General features: G+C 71.5%; 24 protein-coding genes. 19 read left to right on the top strand and 5 right to left on the bottom strand.

Annotated elements, in window-relative coordinates; all coding sequences use genetic code 11:
- Positions 1–2: 2 nt before the first annotated feature.
- The 17 genes from CU044_RS18900 (at position 3) to CU044_RS18820 (ending at position 17,275) form a co-directional block, all read left to right on the top strand.
- On the top strand, positions 3–299 hold the full coding sequence (locus tag CU044_RS18900; RefSeq protein WP_129769908.1) for a hypothetical protein: 297 nt from the start codon (positions 3–5) through the stop codon (positions 297–299).
- A gap of 334 nt (positions 300–633) precedes the next feature.
- Positions 634–1,152 carry a DUF2617 family protein gene (locus CU044_RS18895; RefSeq protein ID WP_129769907.1) on the top strand — a complete coding sequence of 173 codons (519 nt, stop codon included), beginning with the start codon at positions 634–636 and terminating at the stop codon, positions 1,150–1,152.
- Positions 1,153–1,206: 54 nt separating this feature from the next.
- Positions 1,207–2,820 carry a polyamine aminopropyltransferase gene (locus CU044_RS18890; RefSeq protein ID WP_129769906.1) on the top strand — a complete coding sequence of 538 codons (1,614 nt, stop codon included), beginning with the start codon at positions 1,207–1,209 and terminating at the stop codon, positions 2,818–2,820.
- 657 nt (positions 2,821–3,477) lie between these two features.
- Entirely contained in the window at positions 3,478–4,233 is a 756-nt protein-coding gene (locus CU044_RS18885; RefSeq protein WP_129769905.1) for an SRPBCC domain-containing protein, read from the top strand.
- Between the two features lie 9 nt (positions 4,234–4,242).
- Complete coding sequence (locus CU044_RS18880) at positions 4,243–5,037, top strand: aldose 1-epimerase (protein WP_129769904.1); 795 nt, start codon at positions 4,243–4,245, stop codon at positions 5,035–5,037.
- A 23-nt stretch (positions 5,038–5,060) separates the two neighbouring features.
- The gene (gene pyrE, locus CU044_RS18875; protein ID WP_129769903.1) at positions 5,061–5,600 is read left to right on the top strand and encodes an orotate phosphoribosyltransferase; all 540 of its coding nucleotides are present in this window, start codon (positions 5,061–5,063) and stop codon (positions 5,598–5,600) included.
- Between the two features lie 154 nt (positions 5,601–5,754).
- Positions 5,755–6,786 carry a class II fructose-bisphosphate aldolase gene (gene fbaA / locus CU044_RS18870; RefSeq protein ID WP_129769902.1) on the top strand — a complete coding sequence of 344 codons (1,032 nt, stop codon included), beginning with the start codon at positions 5,755–5,757 and terminating at the stop codon, positions 6,784–6,786.
- A 126-nt stretch (positions 6,787–6,912) separates the two neighbouring features.
- Positions 6,913–8,565, top strand: a complete 1,653-nt coding sequence (locus CU044_RS18865; protein ID WP_129769901.1) for an MFS transporter — start codon at positions 6,913–6,915, stop codon at positions 8,563–8,565.
- A 2-nt stretch (positions 8,566–8,567) separates the two neighbouring features.
- Entirely contained in the window at positions 8,568–8,981 is a 414-nt protein-coding gene (locus tag CU044_RS18860; protein ID WP_129769900.1) for a DUF3151 domain-containing protein, read from the top strand.
- Positions 8,982–9,279: 298 nt separating this feature from the next.
- Positions 9,280–10,122, top strand: coding sequence for a DUF3152 domain-containing protein (locus CU044_RS18855; protein ID WP_240045684.1), 843 nt, complete (start codon positions 9,280–9,282; stop codon positions 10,120–10,122).
- A 93-nt stretch (positions 10,123–10,215) separates the two neighbouring features.
- Positions 10,216–11,061 (top strand): tryptophan 2,3-dioxygenase family protein, encoded by an 846-nt coding sequence (locus CU044_RS18850; RefSeq protein WP_129769898.1) that lies wholly within the window; start codon positions 10,216–10,218, stop codon positions 11,059–11,061.
- Entirely contained in the window at positions 11,054–12,322 is a 1,269-nt protein-coding gene (kynU, locus tag CU044_RS18845; RefSeq protein WP_129769897.1) for a kynureninase, read from the top strand. Before CU044_RS18850 ends, kynU begins: the two co-directional genes overlap by 8 nt.
- Before the next feature lie 148 nt (positions 12,323–12,470).
- Positions 12,471–13,355 (top strand): alpha/beta hydrolase, encoded by an 885-nt coding sequence (locus CU044_RS18840; protein ID WP_129769896.1) that lies wholly within the window; start codon positions 12,471–12,473, stop codon positions 13,353–13,355.
- 194 nt (positions 13,356–13,549) lie between these two features.
- The gene (locus tag CU044_RS18835; protein ID WP_129769895.1) at positions 13,550–14,407 is read left to right on the top strand and encodes an NmrA family NAD(P)-binding protein; all 858 of its coding nucleotides are present in this window, start codon (positions 13,550–13,552) and stop codon (positions 14,405–14,407) included.
- A 221-nt stretch (positions 14,408–14,628) separates the two neighbouring features.
- Positions 14,629–15,867: a histidine kinase gene (locus tag CU044_RS18830; RefSeq protein ID WP_129769926.1), complete on the top strand. Its 1,239-nt coding sequence runs from the start codon at positions 14,629–14,631 to the stop codon at positions 15,865–15,867.
- Positions 15,864–16,523 carry a response regulator transcription factor gene (locus CU044_RS18825; RefSeq protein WP_129769894.1) on the top strand — a complete coding sequence of 220 codons (660 nt, stop codon included), beginning with the start codon at positions 15,864–15,866 and terminating at the stop codon, positions 16,521–16,523. The genes CU044_RS18830 and CU044_RS18825 overlap by 4 nt, the downstream gene beginning before the upstream one ends.
- A gap of 158 nt (positions 16,524–16,681) precedes the next feature.
- On the top strand, positions 16,682–17,275 hold the full coding sequence (locus tag CU044_RS18820; protein WP_129769893.1) for a Uma2 family endonuclease: 594 nt from the start codon (positions 16,682–16,684) through the stop codon (positions 17,273–17,275).
- A 71-nt stretch (positions 17,276–17,346) separates the two neighbouring features.
- Here CU044_RS18820 and CU044_RS18815 read toward each other — a convergent pair whose 3' ends face one another.
- Positions 17,347–18,966: an ABC transporter permease gene (locus CU044_RS18815; protein ID WP_129769892.1), complete on the bottom strand. Its 1,620-nt coding sequence runs from the start codon at positions 18,964–18,966 to the stop codon at positions 17,347–17,349.
- Complete coding sequence (locus CU044_RS18810) at positions 18,963–19,916, bottom strand: ABC transporter ATP-binding protein (protein ID WP_240045681.1); 954 nt, start codon at positions 19,914–19,916, stop codon at positions 18,963–18,965. The genes CU044_RS18815 and CU044_RS18810 overlap by 4 nt, the downstream gene beginning before the upstream one ends.
- Before the next feature lie 282 nt (positions 19,917–20,198).
- On the opposite strand from CU044_RS18810, the gene CU044_RS18805 reads away from it, so the two are divergent.
- Positions 20,199–20,651 (top strand): MarR family transcriptional regulator, encoded by a 453-nt coding sequence (locus CU044_RS18805; protein WP_240045687.1) that lies wholly within the window; start codon positions 20,199–20,201, stop codon positions 20,649–20,651.
- A 99-nt stretch (positions 20,652–20,750) separates the two neighbouring features.
- On the opposite strand, the gene CU044_RS18800 is transcribed toward CU044_RS18805, so the two are convergent.
- A complete protein-coding gene (locus CU044_RS18800) occupies positions 20,751–21,356 on the bottom strand; it encodes a hypothetical protein (RefSeq protein ID WP_129769890.1) in 606 nt (201 codons plus the stop codon).
- A gap of 38 nt (positions 21,357–21,394) precedes the next feature.
- Positions 21,395–22,276 (bottom strand): diacylglycerol kinase, encoded by an 882-nt coding sequence (locus CU044_RS18795; protein ID WP_129769889.1) that lies wholly within the window; start codon positions 22,274–22,276, stop codon positions 21,395–21,397.
- Between the two features lie 217 nt (positions 22,277–22,493).
- Here CU044_RS18795 and CU044_RS18790 point away from each other — a divergent pair, with 217 nt between their 5' ends.
- Positions 22,494–23,777, top strand: coding sequence for an adenylosuccinate synthase (locus CU044_RS18790; RefSeq protein ID WP_129769888.1), 1,284 nt, complete (start codon positions 22,494–22,496; stop codon positions 23,775–23,777).
- Between the two features lie 81 nt (positions 23,778–23,858).
- Here CU044_RS18790 and CU044_RS18785 read toward each other — a convergent pair whose 3' ends face one another.
- Positions 23,859–24,272, bottom strand: coding sequence for a hypothetical protein (locus CU044_RS18785; protein WP_129769887.1), 414 nt, complete (start codon positions 24,270–24,272; stop codon positions 23,859–23,861).
- Positions 24,273–24,371: the final 99 nt, after the last annotated feature.

Below are 24,371 nucleotides of genomic sequence, written 5' to 3'. Positions count from 1 at the left end.
CGATGCTGGGCGTAGGAGTCGTGGTCGTACTGGTCGCGGTCGCGTTCGTCGGGGTCGTGGCGAGTGTGAGCAGCGCGGACAAGCGCAAGAAGCCGCGCGTGAAGGCGAAGAACCGCACATCGAGCCCCTCGCTGAAGAAGGGGGGCAAGCGCCGCTCTCAGAACAGCTGGTGGGACAGCGGCAGCGGCAGCGGTTCCGACGGCGGCGGTGGTTCGTCGTGCGGGGGCGGGAGTTCGTCGTGCGGCGGCGGTTCGTCGTGCGGCGGTGGTGGCGGGGGATGTGGCGGAGGAGGCAGCTGACACGGGGCAGCTGATCCGCTGTCAGGATGGTGCCCGGCGGGGAACGAACTCCCGCCGGGCATCTCCGTGTTGAGGGAACTGACCGTTCCGGCGGCTCTCACCGCCCGTTTTCGGTTGAACAGTTGAACCCTTGGGCCCCCGGGGGGATGGAAACCCCTTCAAGTTGGGTAAAAACACTGTGAGCGTCGCGTACTTCGTGATTCCCTCGCTGTTGAGAGCTTCCAGCCCTCGGGCCTGATACGGAACCGAGCAGGCGATCTCCCCCCACAAGCCACTCGCTCATCGTCCGGGACATCCCCGGTTCACCCGTCAAGCGTGTTTGCGGAGCCGACCCATGCTCACCACCCTCAATACCGCCTACACCGACACCCGCGCCGCTGATCTGGCCTGGGCGTTGGGCCGGGAGCCGGTCCCCGCCCTGGCCGTCCTCGACCTCGATCTCGCGGGCGCCGGGCTCCAGCTGAGGCTGCTCGGCGCCTCTCACCAGGTGATTCTGGAGGAGGAGCGGGGCACCTGCTCCGAGACCGTCGCCTGTATCCCGGGCAGCAGCACACCGCTGCCGCTCGGTGTCTCCAAACGGCTCGGGGACTGGGAGTACGAATTCGCCGCGCGCGTCGAGACGCTCTCCCAGGGCTCGTTCGCCGGGCGCGCGCAGGAACTGCTCGCACTGGTCGCCGACCACCCGAACGGATTGGCGGGGACATTCCCCGGCGCCCCGAACGCCTTCACCGCGATGCTGGCGCTGCGCGACGGAGGCCAGGTCCGCTGGCGTACCTGGCATGCGTATCCACAGGAAGGCCGCCTGGTCGTCACTCGGACGCGGGTAGGGGTCCGTATGCCTGCGGTGCTGTAGATGCACCCGTGTGGGTGACAAACCGCAATGAATTCGTGACGTAGCGTTACGAACATGATCGAGCAGTCCGTGTCCTCGCCGCCACGAGGTGGCGCGCGGCTTCCCGTGCGCGCGGACGCGGGGCGTTACCTGATCCTCACCGTGGTCTTCATCTGCGCCGCGTGCGGGCTGGTGTACGAGCTGGAGCTGGTCGCGCTCGCCTCGTACCTGATCGGGGACTCCGTCACGCAGGCCTCGGTCGTCCTCTCGGTGATGGTCTTCGCCATGGGCGTCGGCTCGCTGCTCGCCAAGCGGCTGCGCTGCCGTGCCGCGTTCGGATTCGGGCTGCTGGAAGCGGCGTTGGCGCTGCTCGGAGGTTCCTCCGCGCTGGTGCTGTACGCGAGCTTCATATGGCTGGGGGAGTCCCGCTACGCCCTCGTCGGCTTCTCGCTGGCCACCGGCATCCTCATCGGCGCCGAGATTCCGCTGCTGATGTCGCTCATCCAGCGGTTCTCCCGGCAGGACGCGGAGGGAACGGTCGCGGATCTCTTCGCGGCCGACTATGTGGGCGCGCTCGTCGGCGGGCTGGCCTTCCCGTTCCTGCTGCTGCCCTGGCTGGGACAGCTGACGGGCGCGCTGCTGACGGGCGCGGTGAACGCGGTGGCGGGGGGCGGGCTGGTGCTCTGGCTCTTCCGGCGCGATCTGACGTCGCGCTCACGCTGGGTGCTGGTGACGGTCAACGTCCTGGTGCTGGCCCTCCTCGCCACGGCGGCCGTCCTGGTGGACGACTTCGAACGGGCCGCGCGGCGGGCGGTCTACGGCGAGCAGGTGCGGGTCGCCATCCATACCGACGTCCAGGACGTCGTCATCACGGGAGGACGGAGCGGGCCGCTGGAGCTGTATCTCGACGGGCGGCTGAGGGTCAGCGCGCGCGACGAGTTCCGCTACCACGAGGCGCTGGTGCATCCCGCGATGCTCGGGCCGCACACGCGGGTGCTGATCCTGGGCGGGGGCGACGGGCTGGCCGCGCGTGAGGTCCTGCGGTACGGGGACGTCCGCGAGGTCACGGTGGTCGAGCTGGACCCGGGCGTCGCCCGGCTGGCCCGCACGGATCCCGCGCTGCGGGAGCTGAACGGGGAGGCGTACGGGGACGGGCGGGTGCGGACGGTGTACGCGGACGCGTTCACGTGGCTGCGCGGTGTGGACGCCGGAGGCGTCCGGGGCGGGCCGTACGACGTGGTGATCTCGGATCTGCCGAATCCCGGCGTCACGGCGAGTACGAAGCTGTACTCCGAGGAGTTCTACGGCCTGGCCACGCGCGTGCTGGCGGACGGCGGGCGGCTGGCGGTGCACGCGGGGTCGCCGGCGACGCAGCGGCATACGTACTGGACGGTGGACGCGACGTTGCGGGCGGCCGGGTTCGGGACCACGCCGTACCACGCGACGGGGTGGCCGTCGGGGTTCGCGGCGGGCCCCGACCGGGTCAAGGACGGCACGCCGGCCGTGAGCGACTGGGGGTTCGACCTGGCGACGGTGGGCGCGAGCCCGAGGCTGGGTCTGGCGCGGGACGCGCCGAGGCTGCGGTCGTTGGAGGGGGCGGCGCTGATGGCGGGGGCGAGAGGGGTGGAGCGGACGAGGGTGCGGGGGCTGCCGGCGTCGACGCTGGTGCATCCGCGGTACGGGGGGTGACGGTCGCCTTCCGGCGGGGGGTCGTGGTGGAGGGTGTGGTCGCCGGGTTGCGGTTGCGTTGTCGTGGGCCGGGGTCCGGGGGCTCCGGAGGTACATGTCCGGACGGCATGATGTACGGCGCGACTCTGGCACGTCGATGGTTCGGGCGTCCGTGCGCCACACATCACGCTTCAGTGTCCGGACACGCACCTCCTGCGCCCCCGACCCCCTCCCGCCGGTGGTCCCCCACAACCCGCCGACCTGGTGGGGGTGTGGGGGCGAGTGCGGCCCGGTGGCCCCGCCAATCGCCGCCCCGGCGGGGTGAGCGGGTTGGTGCGGTCCGGTGGACTCCGCCACTCGCCACCCTGGCCGGATGCGGGAGGGTGCCGCCGCCTCCCCCGCCCACCCTCGCGCACGGCCGGGTCGCTTGTGCGGGCGGTGAAGGGGGGCGCGCAGGGGTCGTGTCCGGGACGTAGAGCGTGATGTGTGGCGCACGGACGCCCGAACCATCGACTGGCCGGAGTCGCGCCGTACATCATGCAGTCCCGGGCGCGAGGCCCGGAGCGCACCCCGGCAACAACCCGCACACGAAAACCGGCCCCCGCCGAGGCGCACCCCTACCCCCACCCCCGCCGGAGGCGCACCGTTGGGAGGCGAACGGGGCTACGCTCGGGGGTTATGGAGCATGAGGTGTTCGTTCCGGTGACGGCGGAGGCTCTTCGGCAGGCGCTCGCGGACCCTGTCCGAGTCGCCCGTTGTGTGCCCGGACTTCAGCACGACGCGGAGGAGTCGGCCGGGCCGCTCTCCGGCCGGATGAAGGTGCGGATCGGCGGCCACACGATCACCTACCGCGGCGCGCTCACGCTCGCCGAGCGGGACGGTGTCTTCGAGGTGGAGGGCGAGGGCGTGGAGGTCCGCGGTACGGGCTCCGCCAAGTTGACGCTCACCGTGCGGCTGATGGAGACGCCGGACGGTACGACGCTCGCGTTCACCGGCGGCTCGCGTTCGGAGGGGCGGCTCGCGGAGGTGCCCGCCGAGACGACGACCGCCGCGGCGCGTCGGCTGCTGGACCGTTTCGTCGCGCGGCTGGGGGAGGAGACGGAGCCCCCGGAGGACATCGTGCCCGTGGCGGAGGAGCTGCCGGAGTTCGGACCCGAGCCGTCGGCGCTCACGCTCGGCGGGGAGACCGTTTCCGGTGAGGGGGACTTCATCATTCCGGACGAGCCGCCGGCCGAGGCCGCGCATGCCCGCCGCACCATGATCGGGCGCAGCGCGGAGGAAGTGGATCACGCGCCGCCGCGTGGGCGTTACGCGCCCGTGCCCGCGCCCGACGCCGGTGGCGCGCGGGCCACGCTGCGCTGGGTCGCGCCCGCCGCCGCGCTCGCGCTCGCCTCCGCCGTGGTGGTCGGACGGGCACTGCGTCGGCGCAAGTAGTGTCGTGGTGTGAGTAGCAGCGAAGAGAGCATCCGACTGGCGGCGGGCGACGCCGAGTTGACCATCACTCCGGCGAACGGCTGCCGGATCAGCAGTCTGCGCATCGGCGGGACCGAACTGCTGCGCCAGGGCGAGCGGTACGGCTGCTTCCCGATGGTGCCGTGGTGCGGGCGGATCGAGAACGGCCAGTTCCGTAACGGCGGGGTCGTCCATCAGATGCCGCTCAACTCCCCGCCGCACGCGATCCATGGCACCGGCCGGGACACGGCCTGGCGTACCGCGCGGGTGGCCGGGAGCGAGGCGGTGTTCACGTATGACCTCGTCGATCCCTGGCCGTACAGCGGCAGGGTGACCCAGACCTTCGAGCTGACCGAGGACGCGCTGACGCTCGGGCTCGGGGTGGAGACGTACGACACGTCCTTCCCGGCGCAGGCCGGCTGGCACCCGTGGTTTCTGCGCAATCTGGGAGAGAGCGACGCGCGCGTCGACTTCGACCCGGCCTGGCAGGAGGAGCGCGGAGCCGACCATCTGCCCACCGGCCGCCGGATCACACCGCGCCCCGGGCCGTGGGACGACTGCTTCGGGATGCCCGACGGTGTCGATGTGACCCTGACCTGGCCCGAGCAGCTGGAGCTGAAGATCACGAGCCGCGCCGAGTGGGTCGTCGTCTACGACGAGCAGGCGGAGGCGGTCTGTGTGGAGCCGCAGTCGGGCCCGCCGAACGGGCTCAATACGGCGCCCCGGCTGGTCACCCCCGTGGAGCCGCTGGAGATCGCCGCGACCTGGCGCTGGCAGCGACTCTGAGGAGAACACTTAAGCTCATGGCCATGACTGACGTACGGGCTGAGCTGCTGCAACTGATCAAGGACAAGGCCGTGGTGCACGGCAGGGTGACCCTCTCCTCGGGGCTTGAGGCCGACTGGTACATCGACCTGCGCCGGATCACGCTGGACGGTCATGCCGCACCGCTGGTCGGTCAGGTCATGCTCGACGCCACCGCCGATCTGGACTTCGACTGCGTCGGCGGGCTGACGCTCGGCGCCGACCCGGTGGCGACATCGATGCTGCACGCCGCCGCCGCGCGCGGGCAGCGGCTCGACGCGTTCGTCGTGCGCAAGGCGCAGAAGGCGCATGGCCTCCAGCGCCGGATCGAGGGTACGGAGGTCAAGGGACGCCGCTGTCTGGTGGTCGAGGACACCTCGACCACGGGCGGCTCGCCGCTGACGGCGGTCGAGGCGGTACGTGAGGCCGGCGGCGAGGTCGTCGCGGTCGCGGTGATCGTGGAGCGGGGGGCCGCTCCGGCGATCGCGGAGGCGGGGCTTCCGTACCTCAATGTCTACGCGCTGGATGAACTCGGCCTCGGCTGAGCCGGCTTTTCCGTCGGGTCCCGGCCGTTTCACGTGAAACAGCCGGGACCCGGGTGGAGTCCGTACAGGAGTCTGGAAAGATGGGGGTGACGATGACGTCGCCCCCAGGTCAGGGACAAGCACCTCTCACCCGCACATCACAAGGAGCGGCCCGATGCCCATCGCAACCCCCGAGGTCTACGCCGAGATGCTCGATCGGGCGAAGGCAGGCAAGTTCGCCTACCCGGCCATCAATGTGACCTCCTCCCAGACCCTGCACGCCGCACTGCGTGGCTTCGCGGAGGCCGAGAGCGACGGCATCATCCAGATGTCCACCGGTGGTGCGGAGTTCCTGGGCGGCCAGTACAACAAGGACATGGTGACCGGTGCGGTCGCCCTCGCCGAGTTCGCGCACATCGTCGCCGCGAAGTACGACATCACCGTCGCGCTGCACACGGACCACTGTCCCAAGGACAAGCTGGACGCCTACGTCCGTCCGCTGCTCGACATCTCCGCCGAGCGTGTCGCCGCCGGCCGCAACCCGCTCTTCCAGTCGCACATGTGGGATGGCTCCGCCGAGACCCTCGCCGACAACCTGGCCATCGGCGAGGAGCTGCTCGCCAAGGCCGCCGCCGCCAAGATCATCCTTGAGGTCGAGATCACCCCGACCGGCGGCGAGGAGGACGGCGTCAGCCACGAGATCAACGACGAGCTGTACACCACCGTCGACGACGCGCTGCGCACCGCCGAGGCCCTCGGCCTCGGTGAGAAGGGCCGCTACCTGCTGGCCGCGTCCTTCGGCAATGTCCACGGCGTCTACAAGCCGGGCAATGTCGTGCTCCGCCCCGAGCTGCTCAAGGACCTCCAGGACGGCGTGGCCGCGAAGTACGGCAGGGCCGCCGGCAGCCAGCCCTTCGACTTCGTCTTCCACGGCGGTTCCGGCTCCACGGCCGAGGAGATCGCCACCGCGCTGGAGAACGGCGTCGTGAAGATGAACCTCGACACCGACACCCAGTACGCCTTCACGCGGCCCGTCGCGGACCACATGCTGAAGAACTACGACGGCGTGCTGAAGGTCGACGGCGAGGTCGGTTCCAAGAAGACCTACGACCCGCGGACCTGGGGCAAGCTGGCCGAGGCCGGCATGGCCAAGCGTGTCACCGAGGCGTGCGGCGCGCTGCGTTCCACGGGCACCAAGCTGAAGTAACGCGCGGGAGCGGTATCCCGCGTACGGCGGACTCGCACGGCGGGCCCGGCACCCATCACGGTGCCGGGCCCTTGCCATGGCGTTCGCCGGGTCGCCACCGGGCTTCCGGGCGAGGATGATCCCCGTATGGACATCAGGCTGTCCTCCGCCAAGGGGCGTTGGGTCATTCTGACGACGGTGCTCGGCTCCACCATGGCCCTGCTGGACTCGACCGTCGTCAATGTCGCGCTGCCGCACATCGGGGACTCCCTCAACGCGGATCTCGCGGACCTCCAGTGGACCGTCAACGCGTACATGCTCACGCTGGCCGGGCTCATCCTGCTGGGCGGGTCGCTCGGCGACCGGTATGGCCGACGGCGGATCTTCGTGATCGGGATCATCTGGTTCGCGTGCGGCTCGCTGCTGTGCGGGATCGCGCCGAACGCCCTCGTGCTGATCGTCGCCCGCGCGCTCCAGGGCGTGGGCGGGGCGCTGCTCGTACCGGGCTCGCTCGCGATCATCCAGTCGAGCTTCCATCCGGACGACCGCGCACGGGCCGTCGGGGTGTGGTCGGGGCTCGGCGGGGTCGGTGCGGCGATCGGTCCGTTTCTCGGCGGCTGGCTGGTCGACGGTCCCGGCTGGCGCTGGGTGTTCCTGATCAATGTGCCGCTGGCCGCGCTGTGCGTGCCGGTGGCCCTGCGGCACGTACCGGAGACCCGGGATCCGGCGCACCACGGCCGGTTCGATGTGCTGGGCGCGTTCCTCGGAGCGGCGGCGCTGGCGCTGATCACCTACGCGCTGATCGGCAAGGATGTCTGGTCGGGGGTGGCGGGGGTACTGGTCGCGGTGGTCTTCGTGCTGGTCGAGCGGCGCAGGCCGGACCCGATGCTGCCGCTGTCGATCTTCGCGTCCCGCCAGTTCACCTCGGTGAATCTGGTGACGCTCTGCGTCTACGCCGGGTTCGGAGGGTTCTTCTTCCTGGCCGCGCTCCAGCTCCAGGTGGTCGTCGGGTACTCGGCGCTGGGCGCGGGGGCAGCCCTGCTGCCGACGACCGTGCTGATGCTGCTGTTCTCCGCGCGCTCGGGGGCGCTGGCGGAGCGGATCGGCCCGCGGATCCCGCTCACCGTGGGGCCGCTGCTGTGCGCGGCGGGGCTGCTGCTGATGCTGCGGGTGGGCCTGGGCTCCTCGTATCTCGCGGATGTGCTGCCCGCGCTGGTGGTGATGGGGATGGGGATGGTGACGCTGGTCGCGCCGCTGACGGCGACGGTGCTGGCCTCCGTGGACAACACGCGTGCGGGTCTGGCCAGCGGCATCAACAACGCGGCGGCCCGCGCGGCGGGCCTGCTCGCGGTCGCCGCCCTGCCGCTGCTGACGGGCACGGGCCCGGAGGCGTACCGCTCGGCGACGGCGTTCGACGCCACTTTCCACCGTGCGATGCCGATCTGCGCGGGGGTGCTGGTGGTGGGCGCGCTGATCGCGTGGGCGGCGGTACGTACGCCGAAGGCGGCGGCCGGCCGGACCGAGCCCGAGTGCCGGGTGAACTGCGGGCTGTCCGCACCGCCTCTGGAGCAGCTGGCAGGGGAGGCGGGGGCCGGCGGGAGCGGGGGCGGGACGGCCGGAGGCGGCGGTTGGCCCGGCGGAGGTGCGAGCGGAGGACCGGGCGCTGGGACAGGCGGAGGTACGAGCGGAGGACCGGGCGGTGGGCCCGGCGGCGGTGGCGGATCCGGTGGCGGTTCGAGCGGGGGTTCGGGCGGAGCCGGGGAAGCGGGGTCCACCGGGCCGGGGCAAGGCAGACTGTAGGTATGGCCATCCATGAAAACCTCCTGGGGGGACCGCCCCCCACCCAGTTGCCCGATGATCCCGAGCCGCGTGAGCTGCTCGCGAACGGCACGCCGCCCGCCGACGTCGCCGCGAAATATCCGACATCCTCGCTGGCCTGGGCACAGCTCGCCGACGGCGCGTTCGAGGACGGCCGCGTCGTCGAGTCGTACGCGTACGCCAGGACCGGTTACCACCGCGGGCTCGACTCCCTGAGGCGCAGCGGTTGGAAGGGGCACGGTCCGGTGCCGTGGGAGCACGAGCCGAACCGCGGCTTCCTGCGTGCCCTGCACGGGCTCGCCCGCGCCGCGCAGGCGATCGGGGAGCAGGACGAGTACGAGCGCTGCGCGACGTTCCTGCGCGACTCCTCGCCGCTCGCGGCCGACACCCTCGGCTGACCGGCACGCCACCCCTGTTCTCTCGCGGCCGACAACGGCCGACGGAGGCTGATCGCGGCTGACCGCCGCTGATCGTCCCGAAACGGAACCCATCGAAGGCCCCGCCCGTCATCCAGGGCGCGGGCCTTCGATCTTGATCGATCGCACGCGCCGCAGATCATCAGCCCGCCCCGGCACAGAGGCCCCCACCCGCGCCTCTCCCCCCAAGCCGGTCGCACCAGGGGAGAAGTCCGTTTTGGGAAAGCGTGCCGCCGCCCGCCGAATAGGCCGCCGTGGTCGTGACCGCGTCCGTGCCCGCGTGCGCGGGAGACGCCGCGGTCATGGCCGTCCGCTCGCCCGGCTGGTGCCCGCGGGGCTGGGCCTGGTCGCCGTACTCGTCGGCGCGGGCGCCGCTCTCGCGTCCTGGCGGGGCGGCGATACGGGGGACAGCGCGGCCACCACGACCGCCGACGTGATCACCGCGTCCCCCGTCGCGCCGCCCCCGAAGCCGCCGCCCCCGTCCCCGTCCCTGACGCCCGCCAAGCCCGGCAAGGCCAGCAAGCCCGCCGCGGAGAAATCTCCGAAGGTGTCGCCTCATGTCCCCGCCTCGGGCCCCGGCACCTTCACCACCGCGCAGGCGCACGGCGAGCCGGTCGGTGACGGGCCACTGCGCCGCTACCGCGTCCAGGTCGAGGACGGGATCGACATCTCCGCGAAGGAGGCGGCGGCCGAGATCGAGCGGATACTCGCCCATCCGCGCGGCTGGGCCGCGCACGGCCGGGGCTCCTTCCAGCTCGTCTCCGCGCACGCCGACTTCGTCATCCGTATCGCCACCCCGGCCACCGCCGACAAGCTCTGCGGCGCCCAGGGACTGAACACCCACGGCGAGCTGAACTGCGAGACCCTGGACGGCGTCGTGGTCAATCTGCGGCGCTGGGTCCTGGGGTCCCCGACGTTCGACGGGCCCGCCTCCGAGTACCGGCATCTGGTCATCAACCACGAGGTCGGCCACGAGATCGGCCTGCGCACGCACCTGGGCTGCTCCGGCCCCGGCCGGCCCGCCCCCGTGATGATGCAGCAGATCAAGGGCCTGGACGGCTGCACGTCCAACGCCTGGCCGTACGGCGAGAACGGGAAGTACATCACAGGCCCCGAACTCTGACCCCGGATTATGATGCCGGGAGGGGACCGGGGCTCCGTAACCAACACGGAAGGGGCGGACCGCTACCCGGCAGCACATATCGAGGAGACAGAGATGTCGCACGCCCCCGATGTCCCCGAAGCCGGTTCGGACGCCCCGAACCTCGACTTCGCCGGGACCACCCCGTACGAGGACTACGTCCAGGCGGACGTCCTCACCCATTTGCAGCACCCGCGCTCCGACGACCCCGGAGAGATGGTCTTCCTCGTCACCACACAGGTCATGGAGCTGTGGTTCACCGTCCTCGTCCACGAGTGGGAGACCGCGTCCCGCGCGCTGCGCGAGGACCGGATCCCGGTCGCGATCGACGCGCTCAAGCGGTCCGGGCACGAGCTGGAAGCGCTCAACGCCTCCTGGAAGCCGCTCGGCCGGCTGACGCCCGCGCAGTTCAACTCGTACCGCGCCGCGCTCGGCGAGGGCTCCGGCTTCCAGTCGGCGATGTACCGGCGCATGGAGTTCCTGCTCGGCGACAAGTCCTCGTCGATGCTCGTCCCGCACCGCGGCGCGCCGCGCGTCCACGCCGAGCTGGAGAAGGCGCTCCAGGAGCCCAGCCTGTACGACGAGGTCCTGCGGCTGCTCGCCAGGCGCGGGCTGCCGGTGCCCGCGGAGGTGCTCGACCGCGATCTCGCGCGGCGGTACGAGCCGTCGCCGGCGGTCGAGGAGATCTGGGCCGGGATATACGGCGAGCCCGATCAGCACACCGAACTCGTCGGGCTCGGTGAGGCGTTGACGGACGTCGGCGAGCTGGTGTGGCGATGGCGCAACGACCATCTGGTGGCGACCCGGCGGGCGATGGGCTCCAAGACCGGTACGGGCGGATCCGCGGGCGTGGCCTGGCTGGAGAAGCGGGCCGCGAAGAACGTGTTCCCCGAGCTGTGGACGGCGCGCAGCCATGTCTGAGTCACACGAGACCGCCGCGACCCCCCGCGAGCACCACGCGTCCCCGGACAAGTCCCTCGCCGTGCAGGCGGCGGTGCTCGACGCGGCCGACGAACTGGCCGGACTGCGCGAGCTGTTCGCCCTCCAGGACGACTCCGTCTATCTCGACGGGAACTCGCTGGGCGCGCTGCCCCGCCATGTCCCCGAGCGCGTCCAGGACGTGATCACCCGTCAGTGGGGCGAGCTGCGTATCCGCTCCTGGACGGAGAGCGGCTGGTGGACCGCGCCCGAGCGGATCGGCGACCGGATCGCCCCCCTCGTGGGCACCGGGCCCGGCCGGATCGTGGTCGGCGACTCCACCAGCGTCAATGTCTTCAAGGCCGTGGTGGGCGCGGTACGTCTCCTGGACCCGGCGGAACCGGCCAGGGACGAGATCCTCGTCGACGCCACGACCTTCCCCACGGACGGATACATCGCGCGGTCCGCGGCCCGGATGACCGGCCTGCCGATCGTCCCCGTCGACCCGGAGAACCTCCTCGGCGCCCTCGGACCGCGTACCGCCGTCGTGCTCGTCAACCATGTCGACTTCCGGACCGGCCGGCTGCACGACCTCCCCGGGATCACCGCCGCCGCGCACGAGGCCGGGGCGCTCGCCGTCTGGGACCTCTGCCACAGCGCGGGCGCCCTGCCGGTCGAGCTGGACGCGCACGGCGTGGACCTCGCGGTGGGCTGCACGTACAAGTACCTGAACGGCGGGCCCGGTTCGCCGGCCTTCCTCTACGTCGCCGAGCGCCACCAGGCCCGCTTCGACTCCCCGCTGCCCGGCTGGAACTCGCACACCGACCCGTTCGCGATGTCCGCGGACTTCGCGGCGGCGGAGGGCGCGGTACGGGGCCGGGTCGGCACCCCCGACATCCTCTCCATGCTCGCCCTGGAGGCGGCCCTCGACGTCTGGGAGGGGGTGAGCCTGGCGGCGGTACGGGAGAAGAGCCTCGCGCTCACGGACTTCTTCCTGGAGTGCGTGGCGGCGTACGCGCCGCCGGACCGGGTCCGTTCGCTCACCCCCGCCGGGCACGCCGAGCGCGGCAGCCAGATCGCGCTGCGCTGCGCCGAGGCGCCCGCCGTCATGGCGGAGCTCATCGCCCGGGGGATCGTCGGGGATCTGCGCAGGCCGGATGTGCTGCGCTTCGGATTCACCCCGCTCTATACGCGTTTCGCCGACGCGGAACGGGCGGCGAGGGTTCTGGGTGAGGTCCTGACGGAGGTGCCGGTCGAGGGCTAGCCCCCGACCGGACACAACACCCGGGCCGCGGCGTCCCGGCGGTCGCCCGTGCGGCCGCCGGGGATCGGGGTGATCGGGCCCGCGCGGGGCTGATAGCGTCCCGGCTGATCAGGTCAATTCGGCCCCCGTACCGAAAGGTTGGAGCAAGATGCCGGACCCCGCCGCGCACGATGCCCTCGCTCGTGACGCCGCAGAGACCGAATCGGTCTTCTCCCATCCGGTCGTCCGGCCCGATGCCACCGCCGCGTACGGCGAGCACCCTGATCAGGTGATCGACTTCTACGCTCCCCGCGGCAACCAGGAGCGGGTGCCGCTGGTCGTCGTTCTGCACGGCGGCGCCTGGCGCGCGCCGTACGACCGCGCGCATCTGACCCCCTTCGCGGACTTCCTGGCCCGGCGCGGATTCGCCGTCGCCAATGTCGAGTACCGGCGGGGTCCCGGGCTCCCGCAGCAGGGCGGCGGGCCGGCACTGGCGGGCCGCTGGCCCGAGACGTTCGACGACGTGGCCGCGGCGATGGACGCGCTGCCCGCGCTGGCCGCCGGCGCGCTGCCGCAGGCCGACGCGCGGCGGACCGTGCTGACCGGCCACTCCGCGGGCGGCCATCTCGCGCTGTGGGCGGCGGCGCGGCATGTCCTGCCGGTGGGCTCGCCGTGGCGGCTGCCGGAGGCCCCGCCGCTGCGCGGGGTCGTCGCGCTGGCGCCGATCGCGGATCTCGTACGCGCCGTGGAGCTGGATGTGTGCGGCGGGGCGATCGTCCAACTGCTCGGCGGCGAGGAAGAGTTCAAGCGGCACAGGGAGAGCGCGGACCCGGCGGTGCTGCTGCCGACGGGGATCGCGACGGCGGTGGTGCAGGGCCGTACGGACGTCACCGTGCCGTACACGGTCTCCGAGGCGTTCGTGGACGCGGCCGGGCGCGCGGGCGAGATGGTGGGGCTGACGCTGCTGGAGGAGGTCGGCCACTTCCCGCTGATCGACCCGGCGGCGGACGCGTGCGCGGTGGTGGCGGAGGAGATCGCCCAGCTCGCCTGGTGAGGCCGTGTGTCTGTGTCTCCCGTATGCGTGTCACCGGCACGTGTGCCTCCCGCAGACGTGTCTCCCGCACGTGTGTGTCTCCCGCACGTGTGCCTCCCGCACGTGTGTCCTCCGTACGCCGGAAGGACCAGGAGGCCCGCGAGACCCCGGAGACGCGGACAGAAACCGACCGCAACTCTTCCTACGGTCTCCCCATGACCAAGAACACCAGCCAGACCGTGCTCGTGACCGGTGCCACCGGAACCGTGGGCCGCCAGGTCGTCGCCGAACTCCTCCGCCGCGGCCACACCGTCCGCGCACTCACCCGTGACCCCGAGAAGGCGAGGACCGGCCTTCTCTCCCGCTTCCCGTCGGGCGTCGACGTCGTACGCGGGGACCTCACCGACCCCGCGAGCCTCGCCCCCGCCCTCGACGGTGTCACCGGGCTGCATCTGATCACCTTCGGCGGGGCGTCGTTCGCGTCGCTGGAGACCGGGCCCGAGATCGTGGAGCTGGCGCGGGAGGCCGGCGTACGGCGGGTGACCGTCCTCTTCGGCGGCGAGGAGACCCCGCTCCAGCGGGCCGTCGAGGCGAGCGGGCTGGACTGGACCGTGGTGCAGCCCGTCGAGTTCATGTCCAACGCGCTGGAGTGGGCCGAGGCGATCCGTACGGAGGACACCGTGCGCGAGCCGTTCACCGGCCGGCTGAGCGTCATGGTCCACGAGGCCGACATCGGCGCGGTCGCGGCGGTCGCGCTCACCGAGGAGGGGCACGCGGCCCGTACGTATCTGATCACCGGGCCCGAGGTGCTCACCCTCCAGGACAAGGTGGACGCGCTGGCGGCGGCCAGGGGCAGGGAGATCACGCTCGTGGAGCTGAGCGAGGAGACGGCGAGGCAGCGGTGGCGCGCGGCGGGCCATCCCGAGGACCTGATCGACTTCCTGATCATGGTGTACCGGGACACCCCGCCCGAGGGCAGGACGGTGGTCGGCACGGTCGAGGAGGTCACCGGCAGGCCGGCCCGTACGTTCGCGGAGTGGGCGGCGGAGCACGCGTCGGAGTTCCGGGCCTGACCCCGGCCGCGTCCGGCCACGGTCGTCGCGTCGTACCTGGTGACCGATCGGCGCGTCCTCCCTGGTGACAGCCGGGTGCGCGCCGTAGTACCTGGGACGGACGGGCAAGGATCCGCTTCGCTGGTGACGACCCCGTCCCTCCCTCCACTTACCGTGGCAACGTGACCGAGACAGATACCGGGAAGACCCGGAGCCCTGAGATCCGCTTGGCTGCGGGACTGATGAGCGGCCTGCGCGAGGACCTCTTCCACGATGCCTTCGCCTACCGTCCGCTCAAGCCGATGCGGACCGACGGCCCGATCACCCGTCGGCTGCCCGGCCGGATACGTGAGTACGCCGCCTGGACCCCGCACGCCGTGATCGTGGGGTGCGCGCTGATGGTGCTGTTCGCCGGCGCCGCCAGAGAGGGCGCCGTGATCGGCCTTCTTCCGGCGATTCCCGTCCTGCTCACCATGGCCAGGCCGGTCGGCGCCTGGTGGCTGTCGCTGGGAGCCAGCGGCTTGCTGGGGCTCGTGGGATATGACAACTGGCCATGGGGGGCCGCCAGTTTCATCGGGTATCTCACCGTGCTGACGGTGGCCGCGATCCGTACCCACCCGCGCACGGGCGCCTATATGTGGGCGGCCACGGCGGCGTACTCCTTCTTCATGGAGGTCATCTTCAACCGTGGTTACGGGTCCGGAGCCCCCACCTCGCTGATGATGCTCTTCTTCTCCGCGATCATCCTGCTGATCGTGACCGTGCTGCACATCCGCCGGGAGGCGCGGCAGGAGGTCGCCGCGCAGCAGAGCGTCACCGCCGTCGAACGCGACCGGCGCACGCTGCTGGAGGAGCGCACCACCATCGCCCGCGAGCTGCACGATGTGGTCGCCCACCACATGTCGGTCGTCGCGATCCAGGCCGAGGCCGCCCCGTACCGCGTGGAGAACCCGCCGCCGGAGCTGGAGCAGGCGTTCGCCACGATCCGGGAGAACGCCGTCGCCGCGCTGACCGAGCTGCGCCGGGTCCTCGGGGTCGTACGGGCGGAGGACTACCAGGCCCCCGACGCCCCGCAGCCCACGCTGGCCGATCTCGACGGGCTCCTCGGGAATGTCCGGGACGCCGGGCTGACCGTGGAGAAGACGATCACCGGATCCGTCCGCACGCTGCCCCAGGGCGTGGAGCTGTCGGCGTACCGCATCGTCCAGGAAGCCCTGAGCAACGCGCTCCGGCACGCGCCGGGCTCGACCGCGCGCGTCGAGATCTCGTACGTACTGGGCGGCCTCGGCCTGCGGATCGTGAACACCCCGCCGCGCGGCCTGGTCAAACCGTCGCCCGGCTCGGGGCACGGGATCACGGGGATGCGGGAGCGTGTCACGATGCTGAACGGTGAGATGACCGCGGACCTCCTGGAGGACGGCGGCTACGAGGTCGCGGCCTTCATTCCGGTGGCCGCCATGCAGGACGGGGACGCGTCATGACCATCCGGGTACTGATCGTGGACGATCAGGTGATGGTCCGCGAGGGCTTCTCGGTGCTGCTGAACGCGATGCCGGACATCGAGGTCATCGGCGAGGCGGTGAACGGCCGCGAGGCCGTCGGCCAGGTCGCCGCGCTCCACCCCGACGTGGTGCTGATGGACATCCGCATGCCGGAGCTGAACGGCATCGAGGCGACCCGCGAGATCGTCGCGGCGAACGCCGACGCGAAGGTCCTGGTGCTGACCACCTTCGACCTTGACGAGTACGTCTACCAGGCGCTGCGCGCCGGCGCCTCGGGCTTCCTGCTGAAGGACGCCTCGGCCCGCCAACTGGCCGACGGCGTAAGGGTGGTGGCCTCCGGCGAGGCGCTGCTCGCGCCGACCGTCACCCGCCGCCTGATCACGGAGTTCTCGAAACTCTCGGAGACCCCGCGCGCCCCCGCGATGGCCCGGATCGGCGATCTCACCGAGCGCGAGACGGAGGTCCTGGTCCTGATCGCCCAGGGCCTGTCCAACGCGGAGATCGCCGAGAATCTGGTGGTCGCGGAGTCCACGATCAAGACGCATGTGAGCCGGATCCTGGTGAAGCTGGGGCTGCGGGACCGTACGCAGGCGGCGGTCTTCGCGTACGAGGCGCGGCTGGTGACGCCGGGCTGAGGCGAGCCGACGCCGGGCTGACCTGATACTGGGGGCCGCGTGGCCGGGCTGGCGAGTACCGGTCATTTGATCACTCGCACGGGTGATCGCACCGGAAGGAACCGTCTCGTCCGCTCGGGGTCACGTCACGCTGGTGTCCGCCTGACAGGAGGTGCACCATGACAGTTATGGCAGAGCGCGCGGTCCAGATGTCCGTCGAGGAGTTCGAGAGGATCGCCACACTCATCGAGAGGGAGTCCGACACCGTCAGGTTGGAGTTCATCAACGGACGGATCGGGTTCAAGGGCGTGACGGACGGCGACCACAGCGAGATCATCAGATGGCTGCAACAGCGCTGCATGCGAGTCCGGCCCGACCTGTGGCTTTATGCGGGGGGCGAGTTGGGGCTACTGGTCGAGGCGTACCGCAAGGGCCGCGCCAAACCCGACGCCGTTCTTGCCCCGGAGGGGAATTTCGCGGGGCAGGGAGACTGGGCCGACCCGGCGCGCGTGGTGATGACGGTCGAGGTCACGTCGTACGACTGGGACACGGACCGGCGGGACCGTAAGGAGAAGCCCGCCGCCTACGCCGCCGCGGGCATCCCGATGTATCTGCTGATCGATCGTGACCACTGCACGGTCACCGTGCACAGCGATCCGGCGCCGGACGGCTACGGCTATCTCCAGGTGGCGGACTTCGGCAAGAAGGTCGTCCTTCCCGACCCCGTGGGCATCGAGCTCGACACCGAGGAATTGAAGAACTACGTCCGCTGACGCACGCGGCGCACACATCGGCCCGCCTTGTCCACAGCCTGTGGACAAGGCGGGCCGATGCCCGTCTCCGGTCAGGTCAGCAGGTCGCGGCGCCGCAGCCCCGCCAGTCCCGCCCCCACCAGCGCCACCGCCAGCAGCGTCAGCACCACCACCGGCGTCCACGCCATCTCCCCGCCCGGCAGCTTCGGCAGGTGTCCGAACGGCGACAGGTTCATCACCGACTGCGGCAGATCCAGCACCGGACCGATCCAGCCCAGGGCCAGGGCCAGGCCCGCGACGCCCCATGCCGCCACGGCCGCCTTCGGGACGACGCCGTACAGCAGGACCGCCAGCGCGCCCAGGACCCAGATCGCGGGCAACTGGACCAGCGTGGCGCCGAGGATGGCCGCGAAGCGCTCGCCGTATCCGAGGAACAGGCCGAGACCGCCGAGCGCCATGATCAGGCCCGCGCCGCCGAAGGCGATCGCCAGATGCCCGGCGGCCCAGCGGAGCCGGCCGACCGCGCCCGCGAGGACCGGTTCCGCGCGCCCGCCGGTCTCCTCGCCGTACAGCCGCAGCACCGACGCGACCACGTACAGCGCCGCGACCATCCCCAGCATGCCGACCATCGCGGCGAGGAAGGCATCGGTCAGTCCCTGCTGGCCGCCCATCCGCTGGATGATCTCCTGGGTCTGCTGGTTGTCGCCGACCAGCTCCGTCGCGCCGTCGGTGATGCCGCCGAACATGATCCCGGCGAGCAGGAAGCCGCTTCCCCAGCCGAGCACGCTGCCGCGCTGGAGGCGCCACGCGAGCCCGCCCGCCGTGGCGAGCGTGCCCGTCGCGGGTCCCGGCCGCGCGGCGAAGAAGCTCATGCCGATGTCGCGCCGGCCCGCCAGGGTGTACGCGAGGACCGCCTGTACGGCGATCGCGGCCAGCAGGACCAGCAGCACCCACCAGCGTTCGCCGGCGAAGGCGCGTACGTTCTCGGCCCAGCCGATCGGGGAGAGCCAGGTCAGCGGGGACGAACCGTCGTCGGCCGACGCGTCGCCCGCCGCTTTGAGTACGAACGCGGCGCCGATGACGGCGGCCGTCAGCCCCTTCGCGAGCCGGGCGTTCTCGGTGATCTGCGCGGCGATGGCGGCGGTGCAGGCGAAGAGCATGCCGACCCCGCCGGTCGCGAGGCCGAGCGCCAGCGCGCCGGTGGCGTTCTGTCCGTTGCCGACGAGCCCGGCGGCGACCGCCAGGACCAGCGCGGCGTTGGCGATCAGCGCCGTGAGCAGCGCCGCGGTCAGTGGCGCCCGGCGTCCGACCATCGCCGAGGAGAGCATCTCCTGACGGCCCGTCTCCTCTTCCTCCCGGGTGTGCCGTACGACGATGACCAGGCTCATCACCGCCGCGAGCGCGGCGCCGAAGGCGACCATGCGCCAGGAGGTGAGCCCGCCCACGGAGTCGCTGAAGACGGGTCCGTACAGGGCGCGCAGCGAGCCGTTGGCGGACATCGACCGGACGAGGCCGGCCCGCTCGGCGTCCGTGTCGTACAGCGTCGAGACGGACTGCGTGACGGACAGGTACGAGGCGCCGAGCACCAGCACCCACACCGGCAGGATGATCCGGTCCCGGCGCAGGGCGAGCCTCAGGAGCGTTCCGGTGCCGGCGAGCTGCCGTCCGCCGCCGGTGCGCGCCACCGGTACGGCCAGGGTGGCGGTGGTCATGACGCGACCGCCCCGCCGGCCGCGTGGGCCTCATCGGCCGCGTGGGCACCTTCGGCCCCGGGCGCGTCATCGGCCGCGTAGTGGCGCATGAACAGCTCCTCCAGCGTGGGCGGAGTGCTGGTCAGCGAACGGATGCCCGATGCCGAGAGCGAGCGCAGTACAGCGTCCAGCTTGTCGGTGTCGACCTGGAGCCTGACGCGCTTCCCCTGGATGTCGAGGTCGTGCACGCCGGGGAGCCCGGCCAGTCCGTCCGGCTCGCAGGACAGCTCCGCGCTCACGCTCGTACGGGTCAGATGACGCAGTTCGGAGAGCGAGCCGGACTCGACGGTCACGCCTTTGCGGATGATGCTCACCCGGTCGCAGAGCGCCTCGACCTCGCTCAGCACATGGCTGGAGAGGAGCACGGTCCTGCCCCGGTCGCGCTCCTCCTCGACACACCGCTGGAAGACCTCCTCCATCAGCGGGTCGAGCCCGGAGGTCGGCTCGTCGAGGATCAGCACATCGACGTCCGAGGCGAACGCGGCGACGAGGGCGACCTTCTGCCGGTTGCCCTTGGAGTACGTACGCCCCTTCTTGGTGGGGTCCAGCTCGAAGCGCTCGACGAGATCGGCCCGCCGGGCCGCGCCCAGGCCCCCGCGCAGCCGCCCGTACAGGTCGATGACCTCGCCGCCGGAGAGGTTGCGCCACAGGGTCACGTCCCCGGGTACGTAGGCGACGCGCCGGTGCAGTTCGACGGCGTCCTTCCACGGGTCCCGGCCGAGCAGCTGGGCCGCGCCGGAGTCGGCGCGCAGCAGTCCGAGGAGCACTCTGATGGTGGTGGACTTGCCGGCTCCGTTGGGTCCGAGGAAGCCATGGACCTCGCCGGCCTCGACGGCGAGGTCAAGGCCGTCCAGCGCGTGCGTCCGGCCGAACGACTTGTGCAGTCCGGCGACCGTGATTGCCTTCGTCATGCTTCGGAACGTACGCTACTTTCACAAACTTATGAAGTTAAGGAAGCGTAAAAAGGGTTCGGGTTAAGATCGAGGTGGACGCCGAGCAGGGGAGACGATGGGCCGATGAGCAGCGAGGACCAGCGCCGGGGCGCGAACGGGACCGAGGGCGTGCACGCGGGCGGGAGCACGGGCGGGAGTGCGAGCGGGAGCACCGGCGCGGGTGGTACGCGGCGCGACGAGGAAGCCGTGGTCCGTGACGAGGAGGCCGTGGCCCGCTTCGTGGAGCGCTTCGCGGCCGACATGACCGAGGCCGGGATGCAGCGCACGGCCTCCCGGGTCTTCGCGGCACTGCTCAGCTCGGACGACGCGAGCATGACCTCCGCCGAACTGAGCGAACGGCTCCAGATCAGTCCCGCGGCCGTCTCGGGGGCCGTCCGCTATCTGACCCAGGTCAGCATGGTCGGCAGGGAGCGCGACCCCGGTTCACGCCGCGACCGCTACCGGCTGCACAACGAGCTCTGGTACACCACCTTCGCCCAGCGCGACTCCATCCTGAGCCGCTGGGAGAACACCCTGCGCGACGGCGCCACGACGCTCGGCAGGGACACCCCGGCGGGGGCGCGGGTGGCGGAGACGGTCGAGTTCTTCGAGTTCCTCCAGGTGGAACTGCTCGCGCTGATGGACCGGTGGAAGGTCTACCAGGAGACCAGGCGCACGGCGGAGGCCGGGGGCGGGAGCGCGCGCGGGGACTGAGGCGGCGGGCGTCGTCCCCGGCCGGGCGGGCGTGGGCCTCAGGCGCTGGGTTCCGGCCGGTACGCGCGTTTGACGGCACCCCCACCAGACCCGTCAGCGTCAGCGCGATACGTCCGACCGCGTGTGCGGCAGCTGCTGCTCAAGCAGCCCGGCCCGCTGCGCCCGCTGTACGGCCCGCCGCCGCGCCCCGCTTCCCCGTACCGCTCGCGTCCAGATCAGCTCCGTACCGCCCGGAGGCGCGATGACCCCGCCGGTCCGGGGGTCGCCGCACCACCACAGGACGCCGCCCGGGGCGGGCCGGACCGGTTGGTAGCGGCTCCCTACCGCCCACACGGTCAGTGGCCACAGCTCTCCGGTCGCCGGGTCCCGCAGCACCACCGTCGCGGCCCGCCATCCGCGCGGGACCGATACGGCGACGCAGACGGTCCAGGGGGCCGCCGCCAGGTGGCGCCGCATCCGGCCGGAAAGCCGGAGGGAGACGAGGCCCATACCCAGCGCGGCCAGGGACAGCGCCAGCAGATTCGGCACCATCTCGACCACGTCGTCCAGGCCCCGGCCGGCCGCGATCAGGCCGATGGCCCCGCTGCCGACCAGCAGGGCCAGACCGGCGCGCGCCCACGTACCGGCGCGCGCCCGGTAGCCGGCCAGCGCCTCGGCCGTGTCCGTGACATCCAGCGCAGGGTTCTGCGACGCGTTGTCCCGCATTGATGTGCCCCCCCCGGGCTCGGAACCGGGGGTCGAGACTACCTGGAGCCCGCCCCCGCTCCGGCCCCCCTCCCGGCGCCGGGGCCCGCCGCCGTCGGAAGCGTCAGCTGCCACGCCCCCGGCCGGAGCGTCCAGGTCCGCGTCCGTACGGGGCCCGTGACGCGGGTGTCCGCGCGGTAGCGGAAGTCCGCGCCCGAGACCGTGACGGACAGCGCGCTGGCGCGGACCGGCTCGGCCGAGGCGTGCGTACGGATCACGACCTCGGCGCGGCCCCCGCGGGACGACACCCGTACGCCCTCGACCGGCTCGTCCAGATCGTTCAGCAGCACACCGTCCGCCTCCACCCTCAGCCGATGGTGTGTATGTGCCGCAAACACATACGGGACCGGCCGTACGAGCGTGCGGACCAGGGAACGGCAGGTGTGCCAGACCGACCCCGCCGCCGGGGCCGCGCCCGGCGCGCGCGCCGCGGGCAGCGCCGGGATCCGCAGATCCCCCAGCACCACCCCGTCGCTGTCGTCCACCAGCAGATCGAGCCGGCGCGCCGCGCCGTCCAGCACGGCACGCGCCGCCGCCACCGCGCCCGTGGGCACACCCAGGGAACGGGCCAGCTCCACGGAAGCGCCGATCGGCACCAGCGACAGCGCGCCCGAGGCCAGCTCCCGTTCCCGGTGGAGGAGGGCGACGGTCCGCAGCAGCGCCCGGTCGTCGCCCACGACCACGGGCCGTCTGCTGCCCCGCCGGGCCAGCGCCCGCGCGAATTCCTCGGGGCCGTCGGGCAGACACAGCTTCACCCCCGCCCCCGCGCTCAGCACGTCCTTCGCGATCCGCACCGATTCGCCGTCGGTCCTGCGGGCGAAGGGGTCGATGACCACCAGAAGCTGTTGCGCACCGTTCTCGGCGGGCTCTGGAGCCGACACCTCGGTCCTTCCTCGGGTAGCATCTTTGTGCAAGAGCCCCTTGCGCTATTGCGCCAGGGGCTTCGTCTATTCCGGGGCATCCGGTTCGACGGTCAGGACCGCGTCGTACAACGTTGTGCGATGTCATACGCGTAGATATGGCGTACACGCGCCGTATGAACGGCGTTTGCGCGCCCCCTGACCTTGGACATGCCCCGCCCGGAAGGGGTGTACGCCTGTGCCCGCACTTGTGCTGCTCGGTGCTCAGTGGGGTGACGAAGGCAAGGGAAAGGCCACCGACCTGCTCGGTGGGTCCGTGGACTATGTCGTGCGCTATCAGGGCGGCAACAACGCCGGCCACACGGTCGTCGTGGGCGACCAGAAGTACGCACTGCACCTTCTCCCTTCCGGAATCCTCTCCCCGGGGTGTACCCCGGTGATCGGCAACGGAGTGGTCGTCGACCCGGCTGTCCTGTTCTCCGAGCTGAGCGGGCTCAACGAGCGCGGTGTCGACACATCCAAGCTACTGATCAGTGGTAACGCGCACTTGATCACGCCGTACAACGTCACCGTCGACAAGGTGACGGAACGGTTCCTCGGCAAGCGGAAGATCGGTACGACCGGCCGCGGCATCGGCCCGACCTACGCCGACAAGATCAACCGCACCGGCATCCGCGTCCAGGACCTCTACGACGAGTCGATCCTGGAGCAGAAGGTCGAAGCGGCGCTGGAGTCCAAGAACCAGCTGCTCGCCAAGGTCTTCAACCGGCGCGCCATAGAGTCCGGCAAGGTCGTCGAGGAACTGCTGACGTTCGCCGGCCGGCTCAAGCCGTACGTCGCGGACACGACGCTGATCCTCAACAACGCCATCGACGAGGGCAAGGTCGTCCTCTTCGAGGGCGGCCAGGGCACGCTGCTCGACGTGGACCACGGCACGTACCCCTTCGTCACCTCGTCCAACCCGACGGCGGGCGGCGCCTGCACGGGCGCGGGGGTCGGGCCGACGAAGATCACCCGGGTCATCGGCATCCTCAAGGCGTACACGACACGCGTCGGCGCCGGACCGTTCCCGACGGAACTGTTCGACGAGGACGGCGAGGCGCTGCGCCGCATCGGCGGCGAGCGGGGCGTCACAACGGGCCGCGACCGCCGCTGCGGCTGGTTCGACGCGGTGATCGCGCGCTACGCGACGCGGGTCAACGGCCTGACGGACTTCTTCCTCACCAAGCTCGACGTGCTCACCGGCTGGGAGCGGATCCCGGTGTGCGTGGCGTACGAGATCGACGGCAAGCGCGTCGAGGAACTCCCGTACAGCCAGACGGACTTCCACCACGCGACGCCGGTGTACGAGTACCTGCCCGGCTGGTCGGAGGACATCACGAAGGCGAAGACCTTCACCGACCTGCCGAAGAACGCGCAGGATTACGTGAAGGCGCTGGAGGAGATGTCGGGAGCGCCGATCTCGGCGATCGGCGTGGGTCCGGGCCGTACGGAAACGATCCAGATCAACTCGTTCCTGTAGGAACGGGGTTCGGCCGGTTCGGCCGGTTCGGGGCCGTGCGAGGGGTCCCCGGGGGAGGATCCCCGGGGGGCCCGGACTCGGTCACACCATCCCGGCGTAGAGGAAGCCGCCGGGCCGCGACGGGTCGGCGACCAGGAGGACCTGGTCGCCGGTGCGCGGGATCGCGAGCTTCGACACGATGGTCTGGAGCGCGATGTGGTCGGCGGCTCCGGCCGGCCGGACGACCAGGTCCACGATGGGATCGAAGTTGACGAGCTTGCCCGTGTCGCTGATCGACACGACGACGGCGAGCGTGGTGGGCGCGCCGGCGGCGAGCAACTGCTGGACGTGGCCGGTGGAGTTGTACGCACCGATCGACCCCTGAAGACTGGCGAAGTCCTCGCGGCCGACGAACGCGCGTGTGGTCCGTCCGTAGAACCCCTTGCCACTGGCCATCTTGTTGGCGATCTCGGCGGCGCGCTCTTCGCGGCTTTTGCGCTTCCGGAAGATTCCCATGACGTACTGCCTCCCGCGGCGTGGTGTGTGACCGTCGAGGTGGACGCTAGGGGGGTGGGGGGACCTACCGATCCCAGGTTTGGGTGGGGGGCGGTCGCG

The sequence above is a fragment of the Streptomyces sp. L-9-10 genome (assembly GCF_004151105.1).
GTDB lineage: Bacteria > Actinomycetota > Actinomycetes > Streptomycetales > Streptomycetaceae > Streptomyces.
This window is presented reverse-complemented; position numbering and strand designations above follow the sequence as displayed.